The sequence below is a fragment of the Roseovarius sp. THAF27 genome (assembly GCF_009363655.1).
Lineage (GTDB): Bacteria > Pseudomonadota > Alphaproteobacteria > Rhodobacterales > Rhodobacteraceae > Roseovarius.
In genome coordinates this window covers 933,432-953,419 of the sequence record NZ_CP045393.1, presented here as the reverse complement: position 1 = coordinate 953,419, position 19,988 = coordinate 933,432, and the positions used below count along the sequence as shown (strand labels likewise).

19 protein-coding genes are annotated in these 19,988 nt (G+C 62.9%); 11 read left to right on the top strand and 8 right to left on the bottom strand.

Annotated elements, in window-relative coordinates:
- Window positions 1-172: 172 nt before the first annotated feature.
- A complete protein-coding gene (locus FIU89_RS04830; RefSeq protein WP_152491545.1) occupies window positions 173-952 on the bottom strand; it encodes a helix-turn-helix domain-containing protein in 780 nt (259 codons plus the stop codon).
- A 117-nt stretch (window positions 953-1,069) separates the two neighbouring features.
- On the opposite strand from FIU89_RS04830, the gene FIU89_RS04825 reads away from it, so the two are divergent.
- Together FIU89_RS04825 and FIU89_RS04820 are read left to right on the top strand one after the other, a co-directional pair.
- Complete coding sequence (locus tag FIU89_RS04825) at window positions 1,070-2,668, top strand: ABC transporter substrate-binding protein (RefSeq protein WP_152491544.1); 1,599 nt, start codon at window positions 1,070-1,072, stop codon at window positions 2,666-2,668.
- The gene (locus FIU89_RS04820; protein WP_152491543.1) at window positions 2,634-4,283 is read left to right on the top strand and encodes a M81 family metallopeptidase; all 1,650 of its coding nucleotides are present in this window, start codon (window positions 2,634-2,636) and stop codon (window positions 4,281-4,283) included. Before FIU89_RS04825 ends, FIU89_RS04820 begins: the two co-directional genes overlap by 35 nt.
- A gap of 265 nt (window positions 4,284-4,548) precedes the next feature.
- Here FIU89_RS04820 and FIU89_RS04815 read toward each other — a convergent pair whose 3' ends face one another.
- Both FIU89_RS04815 and FIU89_RS04810 read right to left on the bottom strand, forming a co-directional pair.
- Window positions 4,549-5,436, bottom strand: a complete 888-nt coding sequence (locus FIU89_RS04815; RefSeq protein WP_172978027.1) for a hypothetical protein — start codon at window positions 5,434-5,436, stop codon at window positions 4,549-4,551.
- On the bottom strand, window positions 5,426-5,803 hold the full coding sequence (locus tag FIU89_RS04810) for a helix-turn-helix domain-containing protein (protein WP_152491541.1): 378 nt from the start codon (window positions 5,801-5,803) through the stop codon (window positions 5,426-5,428). Before FIU89_RS04810 ends, FIU89_RS04815 begins: the two co-directional genes overlap by 11 nt.
- 131 nt (window positions 5,804-5,934) lie before the next feature.
- On the opposite strand from FIU89_RS04810, the gene FIU89_RS04805 reads away from it, so the two are divergent.
- From FIU89_RS04805 to FIU89_RS04775, 7 genes are all read left to right on the top strand, one after another.
- The gene (locus tag FIU89_RS04805) at window positions 5,935-6,543 is read left to right on the top strand and encodes an NAD(P)H-dependent oxidoreductase (protein WP_152491540.1); all 609 of its coding nucleotides are present in this window, start codon (window positions 5,935-5,937) and stop codon (window positions 6,541-6,543) included.
- Complete coding sequence (locus FIU89_RS04800) at window positions 6,530-7,231, top strand: glutathione S-transferase family protein (RefSeq protein WP_152491539.1); 702 nt, start codon at window positions 6,530-6,532, stop codon at window positions 7,229-7,231. Before FIU89_RS04805 ends, FIU89_RS04800 begins: the two co-directional genes overlap by 14 nt.
- Window positions 7,232-7,235: 4 nt before the next feature.
- Window positions 7,236-7,877 (top strand): DsbA family oxidoreductase, encoded by a 642-nt coding sequence (locus FIU89_RS04795; protein WP_152491538.1) that lies wholly within the window; start codon window positions 7,236-7,238, stop codon window positions 7,875-7,877.
- Between the two features lie 51 nt (window positions 7,878-7,928).
- On the top strand, window positions 7,929-8,918 hold the full coding sequence (locus FIU89_RS04790; RefSeq protein ID WP_152491537.1) for a quinone oxidoreductase: 990 nt from the start codon (window positions 7,929-7,931) through the stop codon (window positions 8,916-8,918).
- A gap of 371 nt (window positions 8,919-9,289) precedes the next feature.
- Window positions 9,290-9,946, top strand: a complete 657-nt coding sequence (locus FIU89_RS04785) for a TetR/AcrR family transcriptional regulator (protein ID WP_172978026.1) — start codon at window positions 9,290-9,292, stop codon at window positions 9,944-9,946.
- Window positions 9,947-10,023: 77 nt separating this feature from the next.
- Window positions 10,024-11,397, top strand: coding sequence for a coniferyl aldehyde dehydrogenase (locus FIU89_RS04780; protein ID WP_152491535.1), 1,374 nt, complete (start codon window positions 10,024-10,026; stop codon window positions 11,395-11,397).
- A 10-nt stretch (window positions 11,398-11,407) separates the two neighbouring features.
- Entirely contained in the window at window positions 11,408-12,256 is an 849-nt protein-coding gene (locus FIU89_RS04775) for an SDR family NAD(P)-dependent oxidoreductase (protein ID WP_152491534.1), read from the top strand.
- A gap of 368 nt (window positions 12,257-12,624) precedes the next feature.
- Here FIU89_RS04775 and FIU89_RS04770 read toward each other — a convergent pair whose 3' ends face one another.
- The 4 genes from FIU89_RS04770 to FIU89_RS04755 all read right to left on the bottom strand — a co-directional run bounded on the left by FIU89_RS04770 (window position 12,625) and on the right by FIU89_RS04755 (window position 17,151).
- Window positions 12,625-13,254, bottom strand: a complete 630-nt coding sequence (locus FIU89_RS04770; RefSeq protein WP_152491533.1) for a LysE family translocator — start codon at window positions 13,252-13,254, stop codon at window positions 12,625-12,627.
- A 253-nt stretch (window positions 13,255-13,507) separates the two neighbouring features.
- Window positions 13,508-14,515 (bottom strand): IS1595 family transposase, encoded by a 1,008-nt coding sequence (locus FIU89_RS04765; protein WP_152491532.1) that lies wholly within the window; start codon window positions 14,513-14,515, stop codon window positions 13,508-13,510.
- A gap of 149 nt (window positions 14,516-14,664) precedes the next feature.
- Window positions 14,665-15,828: an amidohydrolase gene (locus tag FIU89_RS04760; protein WP_152491531.1), complete on the bottom strand. Its 1,164-nt coding sequence runs from the start codon at window positions 15,826-15,828 to the stop codon at window positions 14,665-14,667.
- 252 nt (window positions 15,829-16,080) lie between these two features.
- Window positions 16,081-17,151: an alcohol dehydrogenase family protein gene (locus tag FIU89_RS04755; RefSeq protein WP_152491530.1), complete on the bottom strand. Its 1,071-nt coding sequence runs from the start codon at window positions 17,149-17,151 to the stop codon at window positions 16,081-16,083.
- Window positions 17,152-17,221: 70 nt separating this feature from the next.
- On the opposite strand from FIU89_RS04755, the gene FIU89_RS04750 reads away from it, so the two are divergent.
- Window positions 17,222-17,746, top strand: a complete 525-nt coding sequence (locus tag FIU89_RS04750) for a TetR/AcrR family transcriptional regulator (RefSeq protein ID WP_152491529.1) — start codon at window positions 17,222-17,224, stop codon at window positions 17,744-17,746.
- A 79-nt stretch (window positions 17,747-17,825) separates the two neighbouring features.
- On the opposite strand, the gene FIU89_RS04745 is transcribed toward FIU89_RS04750, so the two are convergent.
- A complete protein-coding gene (locus tag FIU89_RS04745) occupies window positions 17,826-18,710 on the bottom strand; it encodes a LysR family transcriptional regulator (protein WP_152491528.1) in 885 nt (294 codons plus the stop codon).
- A 99-nt stretch (window positions 18,711-18,809) separates the two neighbouring features.
- Between FIU89_RS04745 and FIU89_RS04740 the strand changes: the two genes are divergently transcribed.
- Complete coding sequence (locus FIU89_RS04740; protein WP_152491527.1) at window positions 18,810-19,988, top strand: MFS transporter; 1,179 nt, start codon at window positions 18,810-18,812, stop codon at window positions 19,986-19,988.

Genomic DNA, 19,988 nt, shown 5'->3' with positions numbered 1-19,988 from the left:
TGAGGAACAGGTTTGAAAGATAGCCGGTAGACGCTTTTTTAGGATGCCTAAATTTCCATGTAAAATATTCCCGCGTTGCCATTCACTTGGGTTGCGATCAGCGCCATCAGTGACCCAACCACGACTTCGACCAACAAAGCTACTTGAGCTTTGAGCGCGCGGTCGACTTGCGTTACAAGGACGTCTCTTCACGCCCTGTCGCCAGGTACTTCCTGATAGCCGGGTCGATCTTGCGGCTATCCGCCTCGTAGATCCCGCAGGACCGCAGTACGTCGCGTGTGGATCTGTAGTCGCTCACGCGCTTCCACACAACGTCCGAGGCAAAGGGCGTCCGGCGAGGCAAGGACGCCAGGAAGGACATCTTTCCGAACAACAACTGTTTGTTGTGCCGGTGGGGCGGAATCAGGATCGACATCGTGAACGCGCCTTCGTTCTTTTCCTCGAAATCGATCACGAATATCCGCCCACTATGATAGGCCGCCTTGCCGTCGCACCGAGTCCAGCGGCGGGCGCTGGTGGCCGAGTCCGGCATGGTTTCGATAAGCCGTGTGTGCACGAGACCATCGCGCTCATCAAGAAACGCGGTATTCACCACGATGCTGCCAGGAGCCGCCGGAGATAGGAAATGCACTTGATACGTGCCCAACAGTGGACGCAGTTTGGGAAGGTCGCCGGGAAAAGCCACAGCGAACGGATCCTTGCGCCTGTCCGAAAGGGATCGCTGCCGCCTTGTGACCGCGTCGACCAGCCTGTCATGGGGGCCCAACAACTGCGCATCGTCCAGGCCAAAATACGTGCTGATCCTGCGCAGGTTATGCGCCGAAGGTCTTGCGCGCCCCGCCAGATACTTGCTGAATTGTTGGTGATTGATCCCGATCTCGCGACAGACCTGAGCGACCGAGGGTTTCTCGGCACAAAGATATCGCAGGTTCTCGGCAAGATGCTCTGTCATGAAACTTCGTCCGCAAGTCGCTTAAGGTCGCTCAAGAAAGCATAAGGCCGCTGAGTTGTTTTGCAAAAGGATTCGGCCGATCCCTTTGCAAACGAGGACGCAATGGGAGACCCCGACATGAACAAGCAACAGTATCTCAGCCTACTCGAGACCCGCCTAATTTCGCGCCAGATGGGGCGTCGTGACTTCATGCGCGGTGCATTGGCCACAGGTCTTGGTGTGGCTGCCGCAACCGGCCTCGCAGACCGCGCCGTCGCCGCCACGCCGCAAAAGGGTGGCATGCTGACCGTCGGCATCGGCCATGGGGCCACGACCGACACGCTGGACCCAGGTAGGCTCGAGGCAGGATTCCTTATCCCTCTGGCTCTCGGTGTAAACGGTTATCTGACCGAGATCGATGCCAACAGTGCCGTGCGACCCTCCATCGCCGAATCCTGGGAGGCGTCGCCGGATGCAAAGGCATGGACGTTCAAACTCCGCCAAGGGGTCGAATTCCATAACGGCAAGCCGGTTACCGTCGAAGATGTCATCGCCTCCATAAACTACCATCGTGGCGAGCAGTCCGAGTCCGCGGGAGCGCCTCTGGTGGCCAACGTCACGGAAATCCGCGCCGATGGGTCAGATACAGTCATTTTCGAACTCGACGCCGGCAACGCGGATTTTCCGGCAGCCCTCAGCGATTATCACTTTCCGATCCTGCCGTCTGCGGACGGCGAGATCGACTGGCAGTCCGGAATCGGCTGCGGCGCGTACCGTCTGGACAATTTCGATCCGGGCGTCTCGGCGGACCTGTCCCGTTTCGAAAATCATTGGACAGATGCCGTCGGACACGTCGAAAACTGGCGCCTGCTGACCCTGCTGGACACCAACGCCCGAATGACCGCCGCAGTCTCTGGCGACGTGGATATCATCAACAAGGTCGACCTGAAGACAGCAACACTCTTCGCCAGGAAACCGGGGATCAACCTTCACTCTGTCGCGGGCACCCAGCATTATTCCTTCCCGATGTTGACCAACACATCGCCCTTCGACGACAACAACGTCCGCCAGGCGATAAAGTGGGGCATCGACCGCGAGGAACTGGTCGAAAAGATCCTCTTTGGCTACGGCGGCGTGGGCAATGACCACCCCATCGGCTCGGGTCAAAGGTTCTTCAATACCGATCTGGAGCAGAAAACCTATGACCCCGACAAGGCGAAGCACTTCCTGAAACAGGCCGGTCTCGACAGCCTGGATGTCCGGCTTTCCGCCTCCGATGCTGCCTTCCCCGGGGCAATTGACGCAGCTCTCCTGATCCAGAACTCGGCCAAGGAATGTGGCATCAACGTCGAGGTCTCGCGCGAGCCCAACGACGGGTACTGGAGCGACATCTGGAAGAAAGCTCCCTGGTGCGCGAGTTACTGGGCCGGTCGTCCAGTCGAGGATCTGATGTTCTCTCTCGCCTTCAAGTCCGGGGTGTCGTGGAACGAAAGTTTGTGGTCCAACGAGCGATTCGATGCTCTGCTGGTCGAGGCCCGGGCCGAGCTTGATGAGGCCAAGCGCCGCGAGATGTATTTCGAAATGCAGGACATCGTCGCCAACAAGGGCGGCGTCGCCATACCGATGTTCGCCTCATACGTGTTTGCCACCGGCGACACGGTAGGAACGCCCGACACATTCGCCTCGAACCAAGACCTCGACGGTGCGAAGTTCATGGAGCGGTGGTGGAAGGTCTGAAAATCGGCCACGTTTTGAACAAAGTGACCGGCCGGTAGCAAACCCGGCCGGTGCGGCCCTGACAAGTTGGGCCGCAAGACATGAGACAAGACAGAAACAGGGGCCGGTGATGAAGCTCTTCATGGCGACGCTATCGACCGAGACGAACACGTTCTCGCCCATGCCGACGGCCATGTCCGGCTTCGAGGAGTTTTACCTGCGCCACGGCACGGCGACGCAAGATCCGCCCAACCTGATGACCGAGGCGCTACACCTGTGGCGCAGGCGCGCCGAAGCCCTGGGGTGGGAGGTGACGGAAAGCCTCGCCGCGATTGCCGAGCCCGCCGGGCCGACCGTCGCCTCCACCTATGATGCGCTACGGGGCGAGATCCTGTCGGATCTTGAGCAGGCCGGCGGGGCCGACGTGATCCTGCTGCAACTGCATGGCGCGATGGTTGCCCAACACGTCGAGGATTGCGAGGGCGACATCCTGCAGGCCGTGCGCAACCTTTGCCCTGATGCCATCATCGGCGTCAGCCTCGATCTGCATTGTCACCTGACCGACGCGATGCTCTCGGCAGCGAACTTGATCGTGACGTTCAAGGAATATCCGCACGACGACGCGGCCCCGCGTGCGCGGGAGCTTTTCGATCTGGCGCTTCGGATGACGCGCGAGGAAATCAGCCCCGTCAGCAGCATGTTCGATTGCCGAATGCTGGGCCTTTACCTGACCAAGGAAGGCGAGATGCAAGAGGTCGTACGCGAAATGCACGCTCTTGAAGCGCAGCCGGGCATTCTGTCTGTCTCTTTGGCCCACGGCTTTCCCTGGGCTGACGTAGCCGATGTCGGGACCCGTGTTCTGGTCATCACGGATAATGATGCCGAGCTTGCTGCGCGGACGGCCGAGAATTTCGGCAAGGCATTCTTTGCCCGGCGCGATGCTGTCAACGCTTCATACCCGGACCTCGACACGGCATTAGACCGCGCGATGACGTCGACTGACGGACCAATCGTTCTGGCCGACATGGGCGACAATTCGGGCGCGGGCGCGCCCGGCGACGCGACCTTCGTACTGCGTGAGCTTCTAAAGCGCGGACTTTCGGACGTGGCGGCAGGGTTCTACTGGGATCCGGTCGTGCTGCGCATCTGCAAGGATGCGGGTCGTGGCGCACGGTTGTCACTTCGGCTCGGCGGCAAGGTCGGGCCGGATTCGGGCGATCCAGTCGATATAGACGCCGAGGTGGTGCATGTCGCGTCAGGCCTTGGTCAGCACCTTGGCGAAGGTCTGGAGCCGCTGGGTACAATTGTCTGGCTGCGCCTCGCAAACGGCGTCGACCTGCTGGTCAATGATCTGCGCACGCAGGTTTATCACCCCGAGGCGTTCGAACAGATGGGCATTCGGCTTGCCACAAAAAAGCTGGTGGTGGTGAAATCAACCTTTCATTTCTATGCTCCGTTCCGGGCCGTAGCCAAACGCGTCATCCAGGCCGCGACGCCCGGCGGCGCGTCGCCTGACTTCACGACATTCAGATACCTTGGCCCTGGCTCCGAATGCTGGCCGTTCGTGGATAACCCTTTCGAAACTGCAAAAAACAATCTTTCAAATACGTATGATGTGGATCAGTCTGCAGTTTGAAGAAGTTGCAGTAGGTAGGAGGCTGGCCTTCAGCCAAATTGGCGCGCTCAGCTTGCAGTGAGTTTTGGCGGGCTGAAGACCGAAACCTGCTTCGATGTGAGGCGGCTCGAACTTTTGAGCCGGCAAGCCGCATCATGCTGCCAAGCCTATCTCGCCGGCAATCTGATACTGACGCACGAGCGGTCTTTCTGCCGAGTTCGCTTCCAGTCCGGGCCAGACCCGTTGGCGAACAATGCTCCGATCCGTCACCGGTTCGTCTTGTCCATCAGACGCGCGAGACCTGCTGGGCGAGCTGCGCCCTGAGAAAGGCGACATTCACCGCCAGCCCCGGCAGGAGCCCCTGGAACAATCGGACGACCGAGAGAACCTCAGCCAGAACTGCATCCTCGCGCGCAGCGGCCTGAAGCGCGCCGGGCGTCAAGCCGGTGGGGTTGGGCAAGGCAAGGGCCAGGTCGGTCGCGGCCCGGTGAACGGTCAGTACCGCATTGGAGTAGCCCGGCCCGGTCACCGCCAGCTTCAGGTCGGTCCACGCGGGGGCAAAGTAGCTCGGCCAGCGGGCAAAGGCGCGGTAATCGGTGTTCACGAAGGGGAGGCCGAGCGTCTCGCGGATATCCGCATAGACCGCCGCCGTCGACGGATCGGCATGATGCGCTTCCATCAGGGCGGGTCTGTCGCCAGCCGAAACGGGCGTTTGCCGTGGCTCGAGCGGGCCCTGCCCCGGCCAGTCGTGACCCTCCAAAAGCAGCCGGGCCACCGTGGCCATCAGGACATAGGGCATGTTGCCGTCGGAAAAGACCTCGTTGCAGGCGCGGATCTCATCCAGTTCGCGGCGGCCATAGCCGATGTGTTCCAGACGCGGCAGGATGCCGGGCGGGTCCAGCTTTGCGGCTTCGGCTTCCGCGGTGTCCCGCAGAGACTGGCAGGCCGACGCAAACGCCTCCGATCCGACGACGGGTTCCAGCGCCGCCCAGAGGCTGTCGTAGAATTTCGGATAATGCGCGAATGCCATCGCGACGACACCCATCCATGGGACGCCGAGGCCACGTTTGGTGCGTGCGTAGACGTCCCCCAGGGCGCCGCCGGCCTCGTGTTCCGGGACGGGATGGATTTCGGGCACCGGGTCCGGTTTCAGTCGTGGCAGGTCACTGGCCATCGGAGGAAAGCTCCTTCGGCAGGCCCTCGCTCCATTTGCGGAGCTCATCGAGAAAGCCAAGGGCCGAGATGCCGAACTCCGTGATCTCGTAATGCACCGAGACCGGCGAGGTATCGAGAACCTCGCGCCGCACCAGCCCCTGCGCCTCCAGTTGCCGCAGCCGTTCGGTGATCATCTTCTTCGAAGCCCCGCCCACCATGCGGGCCAGGTCGTTGAAGCGCACCGGCCCGTCCTTGAGGTGCCACAGGATCGAACCGGTCCACTTTCCGCCGATGATCCGCATACCGCGTTCGATGGCGCAGGGTTCGACACAGGCGTCGCGGACATGCCGGCGGCCTTTCTCGTCCTCTTCCACTCTCGCGTCCATGGCGTGCCTCAGGTGCTCAATTAAAGGTTACCAAAAGTATACTGGTTGCTTTTGGTTCTTTGCGCTCCCAACCTCTTCACAACATGGCTGCAAGTCAAGCGGCAACGGAACACGAACAAAGGACCGACCACATGACCAAGATCCTCATCCTGAACGGCGCACAGCCTTATGGGTTCGCCCCCGGCGGCCTGAACGCCACGCTGGCCGGGCGCGCGAAGGACCGGCTGGAGGCGCAGGGCCACGACGTGCGCCTGACCACCGTCGCAGACGGCTACGACGTCGAGGCGGAGGTCGAAAGCCACCGCTGGGCCGACACCGTGATCCTGCAATTTCCGATCAACTGGATGGGTGTGCCTTGGACGTTCAAAAAATACATGGACGAGGTCTATACGGCGGGCATGGACGGGCGCCTCTGCGCGGGCGATGGCCGCACTGCCGAGGCGCCCAAAGCGAGTTATGGCATGGGCGGCGCCCTGACTGGCACGCGCTACATGATTTCGGCCACGTTCAACGCGCCGAGCGAGGCTTTCGACGACCCCGCCCAACCGTTCTTCGAAGGCATGTCGATGGATGACCTTCTGCGGCCGGTGCACCTGAACGCCAAGTTCTTCGGCATGACGCCCCAGCCCAGTTTCGGCGCGTTCGACGTGATGAAGAACCCGCAGGTCGATGCCGATCTCGTCCGGTTCGACGCCTATCTCGACAGCCTGTTCGCGGAGGTCGGCCATGTCGCGGCCTGATATCGTTCTCTACACCGCCAATACGATGAACGGCTGGAAGCCGCTGATCTTCCTGCATGAGGCCGAGGTCGACTACGATCTGGTGAACGTCGACTTCTCGAAGAAGGAGCAGCACGCGCCCGACTACGTGAAGATGAACCCCAACGGCAAGATCCCGACGATCTATGACCGGGCCGAGGACCGCGCGACCTTCGAGTCCGGGGCGATCCTGTGGCACCTCGCCGAAAAATACGGACGGTTCCTGTCCTCCGATCCGGTCGAGCGGTCGGAAACCCTGCAATGGCTGTTCTTCCAGGTCGGCCATATCGGGCCGATGATGGGCCAGGCGATGTTTTTCCAGCGCATCGCCAAGCCCAACGGTGACGAGGTGCCCTATGCCATCAACCGCTACGTCACCGAAAGCCGCCGACTGCTCGAGGTGCTCGACACGCGTCTTCAGGGCCGCGACTGGCTGGTGGGCGATGATCTGTCGATCGCCGATATGGCGACATATCCCTGGGCGCGCAGCCATTTCTGGGCCACGGTGAACGTCGATGGGTTGGCGAACCTGCAGGCGTGGTTCGACCGGCTCGACGCACGGCCCAAGACCCAGGCCGCGCTGCAACTGCCCAAACCGCGGCCCTCGGCCTTTGGCGAGGGCGATGTCGAGGCCGCGACATCGGCCAATGCCGCCCGCTTCAAGGAGTAGGACAATGCCAATTCGTGTGGATATCGTCTCGGACGTGGTCTGCCCCTGGTGCGTGATCGGGTATCGTCAGCTGGCCAGCGCGGCCGAGGCGCGGCAAGCCCCGCTCGAGCCTTACTGGCACCCGTTCGAGCTTAACCCCGGCATGGCCGAAGAGGGCGAGAACCTGCGCGAGCACCTCGCCGCCAAGTACGGCACGACGGCAGAGGACTCTCGCAAGGCACGGGACCGGCTGACGGCGCTTGGCGCCGCGCTTGGCTTCACGTTCAACTACGCCGATGACATGCGCATGTGGAACACTTTCCGTGCCCATCAGCTGATCGACTGGGCCGGTGATCACGGCAAGGGGCATGACGTCAAGATGGCGCTTTTCGCGGCGTTCTTTACCGAGCGGCGCAACGTGTCGGACATGGATGTGCTGGCCGAGGTGGCCGCCTCCGTCGGGCTCGACCGCGACGCGGCGCGCACCGTGCTGGAACGCGGCGACCGGGCGGCGGTGGTCAGGGAGAAGGAACGCTTCTGGACATCGCGCGGCATCACAGGCGTTCCCGCCTTGGTCTTCCAGCGCCAGCACGTTGTGGTCGGCGCGCAGGGCGAGGCGGCCTATGGCCAGATATTGGACCAACTCGGCGCGGCGCAAACGGCATGAGGCCGGTCGCGCCCGCGCCCCGATAACCACGGCCATCGACAGGAGGAGACGATGAGCAAGGCACAAGTGATCCACCAGCTGGGCCCGCCAAGCGCGATGCAATGGGAAGACTGGCCCGTGCCGGACCCGGCCCCCGGAGAGGTTCGCCTGCGGCACACCGCGGTGGGCGTGAATTACGCCGACACCTACCACCGGGGCGGCATCTCGCACCCCTGGCCGGTGCCCGAGCCGCCCGTCGTGATCGGGTTCGAGGGCGTCGGCATCGTAGAAGGCGTGGGCGACGGGGTGACGGAGTTCCAGTCTGGTGATCGTGTCGCCTATGGCATCCCGCCGCTCGGCAGTTATTCCGAGGTTCGCAACTACCCCGCCGACAAGCTTCTGCACCTGCCCGATGGGCTGGACGAGCGCGAGGTCGCAGCCCTTCTGATGAAGGGGATGACGGCCCATTACCTGCTGCACCGCACCTACAAGGTGCAGCCGGGCGACACCATTCTCGTTCATGCGGCCGCCGGGGGCATGGGCCTGATCCTTTGCCAGTGGGCCAAGGCCCTCGACGCGACGGTGGTCGGTACCGTCTCGACCCCCGAAAAGGCCGAAGCGGCGCGCGCGGCGGGCTGTCATTATCCGGTCGTCCGGTCGGAACAGAGCTTCGTCGACGTGGTACGAGAGGTGACAGACGGCGAGGGCTGTGCGGTGGTCTACGAGGCGATCGGCAAGGACACGTTGCAGCAATCGCTCGACAGCCTTCGGCCGATGGGTGTCTGCGCGGCCTATGGTCATGTCTCCGGTCCGCCCGACCCGGTCGACATCATCCAAGATCTCGGCCGGCGTGGTTCGCTTTTCATCACGCGGCCGGCGATCATGCACTACGTCGCCAAAAGATCCGACCTGGAATGGACCGCCGGTGACCTGTTCAAGGCCATAGGCGACGGGCTGCTCGACGCCAATATCAACTATGAATACCCGCTTAAGGACGCCGTGAAAACTCATGAAGCCATCGAATCCGGCAAGACGTTGGGCGCGACGGTGCTGATCCCGTGAGCCTTGCCGGCATCAAGGCCCTGATCTTCATCGCTTTACACGATGTGATCAAGCGGTAGCCGTGTCTTTGGGACATTGTTGTTTGTGCGATTCCCCCGAATCTGCGGACGCAAGTCGAACATACAGCGGACACTCGCGCCGCCTGCGGCGAATGGCAATATTCCACCAACCTGCTTGAGCGACGCAGACGACCAAAAATAATCCATTGAGCTTCGCGCCGCGAACCGTAGGTTTGTCAATTGATATGTCGTCCTGACGCACCGCGCAGGATAGTTCGATGGTTTCGCTTCTCTCGATGACAAAGGCTGATGCGAAAATCCACGCCGAACGCTAATGTGAAAGAACCTGCCACCACGTTCAGGAAGGCGCGAATGCCCGAACAAACGCGAGCCGCCATACATCGGTCACCTGCACCGCGCAAATATGCCCCATCCGCCAAACGCGCGGCTCGCACCTCGGAAGCGCGTGAACGAATTCGGCATGCCGCTTGGCATGCTTTTTCCACACAAGGGCTCGACGCTGCCTCGATCGCCGGGATCGTGCGGAAGAGCGGCGTCTCGACCGGTAGCTTCTATAACCATTTCGGTTCCAAGGAGGCTCTGTTCGAGGCCTTCCTTCAGGACCTCACCGAACAGGTTCGCGACCTGACGGCGCGCGCTCGGGCCAAAGCAGACGACCTGGAGACCATGCTACGCATCTCCTTCGAGGCGTTACTTGAGCATATTGTTTCTATCGAAGGCGCACGCGGCTTCATCGAACGCAACCAGCACCATGTGCGTGCCTCGCTTCACCAGTTTGACTCAATGGAGCAGATGCTCGAGGACCTGCGGCGTGACGTGGCACGGGGGGCGGGCCGTTCCCTGTCGGCGCAGGAGCTCGACCTCGTTGCCCGGATGATTTTTGCGATGGGTCTCGAGACCATCCTGCAACTGGATGAACGTCCGGGGCCATCCAGTTCCGAAGCGGCCGCTCTGATGACTGCAATGATCGTGCGTGGCGTCGGCGGCTTGGGGCTTGCAAAAACTTGAGAGATCTATCAAATTTGTACGGCTGGCGACATCCTTTCATGGAGTGCGCCGCCACGACTTGATGCGGAGCGACACTCATGGAGAACACCCTGGCCCTCATGCGCGATGCGGCATTGGCCGAACGCATCCCGGACGCTGCCGTGCGTCGGCGACGTTTGGACGCGCTGCGCAATATGGTAAAGAAGAACCGGGCCGAGATCGCGCGCGCGATCGACACGGATTTTGGCGGTCGACCAGCGCATGAGACCGAGATCCTGGAGATCGTGCCACTGCTGGGTGCGATCCGGCATGCCCGGTCTCATGTTGCCCGCTGGATGCGGGACGAGCGGCGCCCGCCCTCACTCGCATTCCGCGGCGGGCGGGCCTGGGTGCGGCACGAGCCGCTGGGCGTTGTCGGCATCGTTTCGCCCTGGAACTTCCCTCTTTATCTCTGCCTCGGTCCGCTGGTGGATGCGCTCGCGGCAGGGAACCGCGCGATGATCAAGCCGTCGGAGCTGACGCCTCGTTTTTCCGAGCTGCTTGAAGAGCTCGTCCGCAAGACTTTCGAGTCGGATGAAGTCGCGGTGATCATGGGCGATGTGGATGTGGCACGCGCGTTCACCGCGTTGCCCTTCGATCATCTGGTGTTCACCGGCTCTACCACCGTCGGACGCCATGTCATGCGTGCGGCGGCCGAGAACCTGACGCCGGTGACGCTGGAACTGGGGGGCAAATCGCCCGCTATCGTGACCGAGGGCTATTCCCTCCACGCGGCAGCGCAGGCGATCGCGCAGGGCAAGTTCCTGAACGCCGGGCAGATTTGCATCGCGCCTGATTACGCGCTCGTGCCGGCCGGCCAGGAAGAGGCACTCGCCCGTGCGGTGCTCGCAGCCGCAGAGGGGAGCTATCCCGCTGCATCTGCCGCGCGCGACTATGCCAGCATCATCACAGAGCGGCATCGCAGCCGGCTCGAAGACGCCGTCGCCGAGGCCGAGAAGGCTGGCGCGCGTGTCCTGAGCGCCCAAGGGAACTGGGGAGGAAGGATGCCACCGACCGTGGTAATCGGGGCGCCCGAACAGGGCGTGCTGATGACGGAGGAGATTTTCGGCCCCGTGCTTCCCATCGTTCCTTATCGCAACCTGGAGGACGCGCTGACCATCGTGAACCGCCGCGACCGGCCGCTTGCGCTTTATGCTTTCGCGAAGGATCGGAAAACCCAACGGCGCATCCTCGATCGCGTCATCTCCGGCGGTGTGACCCTCAACGGCACGATTGCGCACATCGCGCAGGAGAACCTTCCCTTCGGCGGTGTCGGGGCGAGCGGCATGGGCGCCTACCACGGACGCGACGGGTTCCGGCGACTAAGCCATGCGCGCTCCGTCTTCCGCCCCGGGCCGGTCGATGCCTTCGCTCTGTTGCGTCCCCCCTTCGGGCGGTTCGCCGAGTTTGCCATCCGAACCTTCGGCCGCTGAGGAGATCGTCATGACGGAGATCACGGGACGCACGGCACTGATCACCGGGGGCGCCTCGGGCATCGGGCTCTTGATGGGCCGGATGCTTCTGGAACGCGGCGCGGCGCGCCTGATCGTCTGGGATGTAAGCTTAGCCAATATCGAGGCGGCGCGGGCCAGTCTCGCCCCCTTAGGCGCCGTCGCCTTCGACCGCGTAGACGTATCGGACACCGAGGCCGTTCTCGCCGCCGTCGCCAGGCTGGAGGCCGATGGAACAGAGATTGACCTGCTGATCAATAACGCGGGGATCGTGGTGGGCAAGCCCTTCCTCGAACATGGACACGCCGATATTGATCGAACCATTGCGATCAACACGGGAGCGCTGATGCATCTGACGCGCGCTCTACTGCCCGGCATGGTAGCGCATGGCCGGGGACACGTAGTCAATGTTGCCTCGGCAGCGGCGCTCGTTTCAAATCCGAACATGAGCGTCTACGCCGCCAGCAAGTGGGCGGTCATGGGCTGGTCGGATTCTCTCCGACAAGAGTTGGAGCGGTCAGCCACCGGCGTCCGCGTCACAACCGTGCTGCCATATTACATCCACACCGGCATGTTCGACGGGGTGCGCTCGCGCGTCATTCCGATCCTCCAGCCCGAAGATGTCGCGCGCTGCATCCTTCGGGCGTTGGAGCGCAACGCGGTCTTCCTCCACATGCCGGGCATCGTGCGTCTTCTGCCGCTCTTGAGGGGCCTTTTGCCGACAAGAGCGCTCGATTTCGTCCTCAACCGCATCTTCGGCGTGGCCAGCAGCATGGACACGTTCAAAGGGCGCGACGGCGCTGCGCAGGAGCTGCGCGAACCCAACGGCGGGCGGTCTTGAGGCGCCTCACACAAACGGTGTGGGTCGCCTTCGTATCGACTTCGCTGGATCTCTCGGGGCGCAGATCGCCCTCGCATGATTGGACGCGCGCGTTCCGCAAAATGTAACCCAGATCACAATGCGGGAACGCGCCCGCGCTTCGTCAACAGGCGCGAGGGCTGGCGATCGTCCTCACCCCAGTCTGATAAAACAACGCAATGTCGTCAAAACGTGTTGGCAATTTTGATTTGGCTGCTGAACGGCAGAGCTTGTTGGATTTTTTAGAATCTAAAGCGCAAGAATGAGACCTTCGCAGCGCTCAGGACGAGCGGCGGCCTTGCGGCCAAACCCGCTGTTGCACGAAGCGGTGTGAGTGCCCGCTGTCAATATCATTGCCGTGAAATTGACTTTAGACCGAGAAGCACCGCAGCGCCTATCATGAAGCCACCGCCGATGCGCTCCACCCAGACGCGCGCATCCCCTTTGAACCGCGCGACAATCCAGCTCGACCCAAGGCCATATGCGGAGAGAAACAGTCCATCCATGACAATATAAGTCGCAGAAAGGATCAGAAACTGCGACCAGAAGGCAGCATCCGCTGCGATGAATTGCGGGAAGAGGGCGGCGAAGAAAACGACTGCTTTCGGGTTGGCGGCAGACGTGATGAAACCTTGAATCCAAAGCGCCTTGAGCGAAGATTTCTCTCGGCGTGCTTGTTGAGATGTGTCATCTGGTTTAGCTCGTCGGATCATCCGAATGCCAAGCCAGATCAGGTATACAACTCCGGCCCACTTAATGACGGAGAGGGCCGTCGCGGAAGCGGCTATGATCGCGGCAAGCCCCAAACCTGCAGCCAGCATTTGAAGGGCATTTGCCGAAAGATCACCCGCAGCGGTTGCGAGAGAGCGCTGAAATCCATGAACTCCGCTATTCGACAGCATCAGCAGTTGGCTTGGCCCCGGTGTGCTCATAAGAGCCAGGACGGTCAGAAGATAAATGGTCCATGTTTCGATTGGCATGAGTCAACTCACTTCATTTTGGGACACACCGTTGCTGGAAAAGCAGCAAGATGCAACACGGGGCTTACTTTTGCGCTATCGACGCCGAGAGCCGACATTTATACTCGGCGCAGCGTTGGTGACTTTGGGCTCAGAGCTGTGTTCGCCGCATTCTGGTTAATTGGCTGCTTTGGACCTCCTGCAACTGCATGCAGTTCAGAAATCTCGGTGATGTTCTAAGCTGCGAAACTTGCCCCTCAGTCGGGAAAATGGGCTAAACCTGCAGCCCGTTTGCCCTTTTCACAAAGCCATCGAGTGCCTGTTGGGGTTCGATACGTTTCCTCACAAAATACCAGTCCACGCAGCCATCCAGATACTTCTTCGCAGGCCCCTTGAACGGGCGTAGGAAGTCTTTCATGCGCGAATGCAGTGCATTGACATTTTGGATGTGAAAGCTCTGCCCTATCTTGCGGGCGCCCGGTTTGGAGCCCAGCACAAAGTGGGAGATCCCGGAGGCCTGAGCGAACCTGGCATAGGCCGACAAACCGTCCGAGCAGAGGGCGGCATCCCGGCGAATAATAGGAGACAGACACTGGTAGATCGTCCGGTCCCGACGATCCGGAAGACGCTCTGCAAAGCGGTTCCCGGACCGGTCCATGGCCGTCAGCACTGGCAGCCTCCACTTGCTGAGGCCGCGTTTCATCAACGTTCCGGTCAGCTTGTATTCATACCAACGCAGGCGCGGCGGCTTGGGGTATTGAGCCGGGTCTCGCTGATGGAGTACCCATTCCCGGCTGCCTTTACGGCTCTCACGGACAAAGGTCTCGTCCAACTCTACAATTCCACTGAGAGGTTCGATGCTCTGAGACAGAGAGCGCTGGATGATCTGCCGCCAACGCCAGACAGTGTCATTACTGATGCTTAACTCTTTGGCCAGTTGGCGCACGGAGCCCGGGATTGGTGAGGCAAACATGTCCTGGACAACCCGGTAGAATAGATCGAGCCTTTGAATACGGGCGATCGAACTGTCTGTTCTCCCGTTGTAGGTCTTGCGGCATTGGGAACAACGATACCGCTGTGTTCCGGTTCGTGTGCGCCCCCATTTCTGTTTGTCTGCGGCGCTGCAATGGGGGCAACTGGCGTCTCTTGCCTTTTGGTCGATGACCCCAAGGGCGGCATTCTGCGCAGTCATGTCCTGCACTGACCGTATTAGAGCTTCCGTCTGATCGGGCGTGAGACCATGCAGTCGTTTCAGCAGGTTTTCGAAGGATTTCTGTTTCATATGACCTCTGCATGCAAATTGCAGAGGCTATATTGGCCTTTTTCTCAAGATCTGAATCCAACCAACACGCGATGAAGGCATCTCGTAAAACAATGTCACCTGTGATGCGCTTTCGGCTACTGGCGGGAGGGAAAGGCGCTGGTCGGTAACTATGCTCCGTCTTGCTCGACCGGCAGCCGGTTTCGTACCAGTTCCAGGAACCATTCGACGCCCGGGACGAGCGCCGCGTCGTTAAAATCGAATTCGGGGCTGTGGAGTGGGGCGCTGTCTCCGTTTCCGATGTTGAAGAACGCGCCCGGTGCGATCCTGAGGGCCTGTGCGAAATCCTCGGACGCGCCCATGCGCGGCGCCTCGCCGTCCACGTGCTCGGCGCCGAACACGGTCGCGGCGGCGTTCAAGCCGTGATCGGTGGCGGCGGGATCATTGACCAGTGGCACGAACACGCGCTCGTACTGGATCTCGACCTCGCAGCCATGCGCGGCGGCCACGCCTTGGGCGACCTGGCGCAGGGCTGCCTCGACCTGATGGCTCACATCGTCACTGAAGTGGCGGCAGTCGCCCTCGATGCGCGCCTCGCTCGCGATGGCGTTCTTGATGTTGTCGCCCTCGATGCCCGTGACCGAGACCACGGCGAGGTTCGCGGGGTCGATTGTGCGCGAGACGATCGTCTGCAATGCGCCGACGATCGCGCAGGCGCAGACGATCGCGTCGCGGCAATCGTGAGGGCGTGAGGCGTGTCCGCCGCGTCCGCGCACGACGATGCTGAACCCGTCCTCGGCTCCCATGAAAGCGCCCGGTCGCGTCTCGAACGACCCCACTGGCAGACCCGGCTTATTGTGCAGGCCATAGATCTCGTCGAAAGCCAGCCGGGATCCCAGCCCGTCCCGGATCATTGCCTTCATGCCCTGACCCAATTCCTCGGCGGGCTGGAAGACCAAACGCACCGTCCCGTCGAACCCGCCCTCGCTGGCCAGGGCCGCGGCCGTTCCCAGCAAGATCGTGGTGTGGCCATCATGGCCGCAGGCATGCATCAGCCCCGGCTTGGACGAGGCATATGGCAGGTTCGTCGTCTCCTGCATCCGCAGACAGTCCATGTCCGCCCGCAAGGCGAGCGTGCGTCCGCCATTGCCCTTGCGCAGCGTCGCGATGATGCCGGTTCCGCCGATGCCGGTTTCAATCTCGTCGATGCCGAAGGCGCGCAGACGCTCGACGACGAACCGGGCAGTCTCCTGTTCCTCGAAGCCGAACTCCGGGTGTCGATGCAAGTGGCGGCGCCATTCACGCATCGAGGCGGCCAACTCGGTCGGGATCATGGTGTTGCCTTTCCTGTCTCTACGGCTGTCATTCGTAGACAGGTCCGCTGGATAACACAAAGGCCCAGAGCGCTCCCTGCGCGGGTCACGAGAGCCGCGTTTGAGGCGCGAGAGCGCGGGTTACCCCGGTCTGGCGGACGGCCATACGTGCCGTGGCTGCCCTCACCGTCGGAGAGAACTGCGCCGTCGCCCAAGGCCCCTCCACGAACACGGGTGTGGCCCGAGTTCGCAAGCGGCAGGCCGGGACAGCCGTCATCCGGAGATCTCGATCCCGATCTTGCCGAGGTGGGACTTATCGAGGAAGGCCTCCTGTGCGGCGCGCAACTCGCGAAGCGGGTGACGCTCGGCCAGGACGGGGCGGATCTCGCCGGCCTCGATATAGCTCACCAGGTCGGTGAAGACCTGCGGGTCCTGCCGGGTGCTGCCGAGCAGCGTCAGGTCCTTCAGGTATAGCGTCCGCAGGTCGAGCTCGACGATCGGGCCGGCGATGGCGCCCGAGGTCACGTAGCGGCCTTTCGGCACCAGCGCGTCCAGCAATGCGGGCCAGCGCGGCCCGCCGACGAGGTCCAGCACCACGTCAAAGGCGTCCTCACGCAGGGGTGCGGTTCGGTCCAGCGTGACATCAGCGCCAAGCGCCTGCAGCGCCTCCATCTTGGCCGGCCTGGTGAGCGCGGTGACATGCGCGCCGCGTCGTTTGGCCAGCTGCACCGCTGCCGAACCGACACCGCCCGAGGCCCCCGTGATCAGGACGCGTTCGGCGCCCAGATCCGCGCGCTGGATCATGCCTTCGGCGGTCGAGAAGGCGCAGGGGAAGGCGGCAAGCTCGATATCCGACAGCGGGCTGTCGATCTTCAAGGCGTGATGGGACTCGACCGTGGTGTATTCCGCGAAGGCCCCGTCGCGTTCGGAGCCGAAGGTCACCAGTGCATCGGGCTCTGCGCCATCGGGACGATGCATCGGCCGAACCAGCACGCGTTCGCCGATGCGTGCAGCCTCCACGCCCGCACCGACCGCAACGATCCGGCCGCAGCAATCGGCGCCCTGGATGCGCGGAAAGCTCAGCGCTCCGGACCATGCGCCGTCGGCATCCGATGCGCCACCATATCCTTCCGTGGCGGCCGAGTTCGTGTCGCCCCGCACGGACTTGGAATACCAGCCGGTGCGGGTGTTCACGTCGGTATTGTTCACCGAGGAGGCGCCGGTGCGGATCAGCACCTCTCCGGCACCGGGCTGCGGCACTGGCACATCCTCGCGCCATTCCAGCTTGTCGAGACCGCCATGCCCGGTGAGCAGGACGGCGTTCATGATTGCGGGCAGGGTCATCTTGGCAGGCTCCAGTGTAGAATGATCGCTCTACTTGCGTAGGTAGAGGGATCGCTTTACATCGTCAAGCATGACGGAGATGATGCGCAGGATATCTGCCGGTCTGGAACAGGCCTTTGCCGCCCGCGGTTTTGCCGAGCCCTCGGTCGAGGATTTGCGCGACGCTGCCGGCGTCAGCCTGCGCACGCTCTACAAGTACACGCCCTCGCGGGCCGACATGGTGCTGGCGGCGCTGGAAAACCGGCATCAGCGCTACCTCTCGCATGTCTTCGACAGGCTGCCTGAGAGCCCGGACGAAGCGACGGAGGCCATTCTGGCCCGCGTCGGCACCTGGATGGCGACCGAGACCTCGCATGGCTGCCTGTTTCATGCCGCCGTGGCTGCCGACCCGAACAGCCTGCCCCTGCGCGCCCTTCTGGAACGCCACAAAGCCGAGGTCGCGTCCTGCGCGGCCGAGGCGACCGGTCTTGGTGTGGCCGAGACCGAACTGCTCGTGATCATCGAGGGCCTGACCCAGGCCTGGCCTTTGCGCGGCGACGCCGCGATCGAGGCCGCCAAGCGCCTGGCGCAGGCGCTGCGGGCCGCGCTCGGGTAGCTGTCCCGCACGGCACATGAACGGGGCTTGTCAGGTTCAGTCGTTCCGACATGCGCCCCTGAGACCCTCGCGCGCAGCGCTACGTCACGATTTCTTTCAGCCAGTCCAGAAAGACGGCCAGCCGCCGCAAGCCCGATGCGCGCGTGAGATAGAGTGCGGTCATCTCCAGCGGCTCGGCCGTGACCTCGCCGGGGAAAAGCTCGACCAGCCGGCCCGCTTTCAGATCCTCGGCGACCATGAAGTCGGAGAATCGTGCGATACCGCAGCCGGCGACCACAAGCCGCCGGACCGCTTCCCCGTTCGAGGCCTCTACAGCGGCGGGAACCTCGACGGGGCGGTCCATGCCGCGGAACTCCAGCAGGTTGATATGGGCAGGCGCCGAGAACCGCACCTGCGCCAGTCGCGCGAGATCACCCGGCATCTCTGGCCATCCCTGCGCGTCGAGATAGTGCGGAGCCGCGACAAGCTTCCACGGAGTTCGACCCAAAGGCCGCTTCAGCAGGTCACTGTCTTCCAGCGGCCCGAACCGGATGGCGACATCGGCATGGGCGCCGATCAGGTCGATCACATCGTCGGTCATGTCGAACCGCAAGCGGATCTCGGGATAGCGGGCGCGGAACTCGGGCAAGCGTGGCGCGATGGCGTGCAGCAAAAAGGGCACCGGTGCGTTGACACGCAACGGCCCGCGCGGGGTGCGCCCGCTGGTGCCCAGCTCCGCAAGCGCCTCGGCCCGGGCGAGGATGTCGCGCGCAGTGTCCAGGAAATCGCGCCCCTCGGGCGTCATTTCGATCATCCGCGTCGTGCGGCGCAGAAGCGTCACGCCCAGCTGCTGTTCCAGCCGACTCACCGTCCGGCTGAGGGTCGAGGGCGCGACCCCCAAGCGCCGGGACGCCTCGGCAAAGCCGTTATCCTCGACGATCGCGACAAAGGCCACGAGGTCCCGGGTCTGAGGTAATTCGTGCATTTGGCGCAATGACCCTTTCCGCCATCTTCTATTCCCGCAAAGGCTACGGCCTGCCATCTCTCCGGTCGAGACAAAATTCCCAATCCGGAGATCAGACCCATGCCACTTGCCCTCTGGGCGCTCACCATCAGCGCCTTTGCCGTCGGGACGACCGAGTTCGTTATCGTCGGCCTCATCCCCACCATCGCCGCAGACCTCGGCGTCTCGCTGCCCTCTGCCGGGCTGCTTGTCAGCCTCTACGCGCTTGGCGTCACAATCGGCGCCCCGGTCCTGACCGCACTGGCCGGCAAGCTGCCGCGCAAGACGCTTCTGCTTGCGCTGCTGACCCTGTTCATCGCCGGCAATGCCTTTGCCGCGGTCGCCCCGGGCTATGGCAGCCTGATCGCGGCGCGTTTCATCACCGGGCTTGCCCACGGTGTCTTCTTTGCCATTGCCTCGACCATCGCGACCGATCTGGTGGAGCGCGAGAAGGAGAGTTCGGCCATCGCCACGGTCTTTCTCGGCCTGACGGTCGCGCTTGTCACCGGGGTGCCCTTCGGCACCTGGATCGGCCAGACCTTCGGGTGGCAGTCGACCTTCCTCGGGGTTGTCGCCCTCGGCCTGATCGGCCTGATCGCGAGCGCCGTGCTGGTGCCCAACAATCTGCGCCGCGGTGCGCCCCCGTCGCTTAAGGCGCAGATGCAGGTTCTGACCTCGCCGCGACTGCTGCTTGTCTACCTGATCACGGCGGTGGGCTATGGCGGCAACTTCATCGCCTTCACCTATCTTGCGCCGATGCTGACGGATGTGTCGCGCCTGTCGGCCGGAGCGGTTAGCCTCGTGATCCTTCTCTACGGGGCTTCCGTGGCGGCGGGCAACATCCTTGGCGGCAAGCTGGCCGACCGGACCGGCCCGGTTCCGGCACTGACGCTCATCTTCGCGGGGCTCGCCGCGTCTCTCGCAGCACTTGGTGTGGCGCTCTCCTCGCCGGTCGCAGCGATCGCCGTCGTGGCGGTCTGGGGTGGCTTTGCCTTCGCCAACGTGCCGCCGCTGCAGAGCTACACCGTCGCCATCGCGCGGGAGGTCGCCCCAGGCGCGGTCGACGTGGCCTCGGGCCTCAATATCGGTGCGTTCAACCTCGGCATCGCCGTGGGGGCCTGGGCCGGTGGCCTCGTGGTCGATGGGATCGGCCTTGCCGCGACGCCCTTCATCGGCGCCGTAGTCGTCCTCGTCGGCATTGCGCTGGTCCGGCTGTCCGGCGGCCTGGCCAGGCGCAGCCACCCGGTCGCCGCCGAGTGA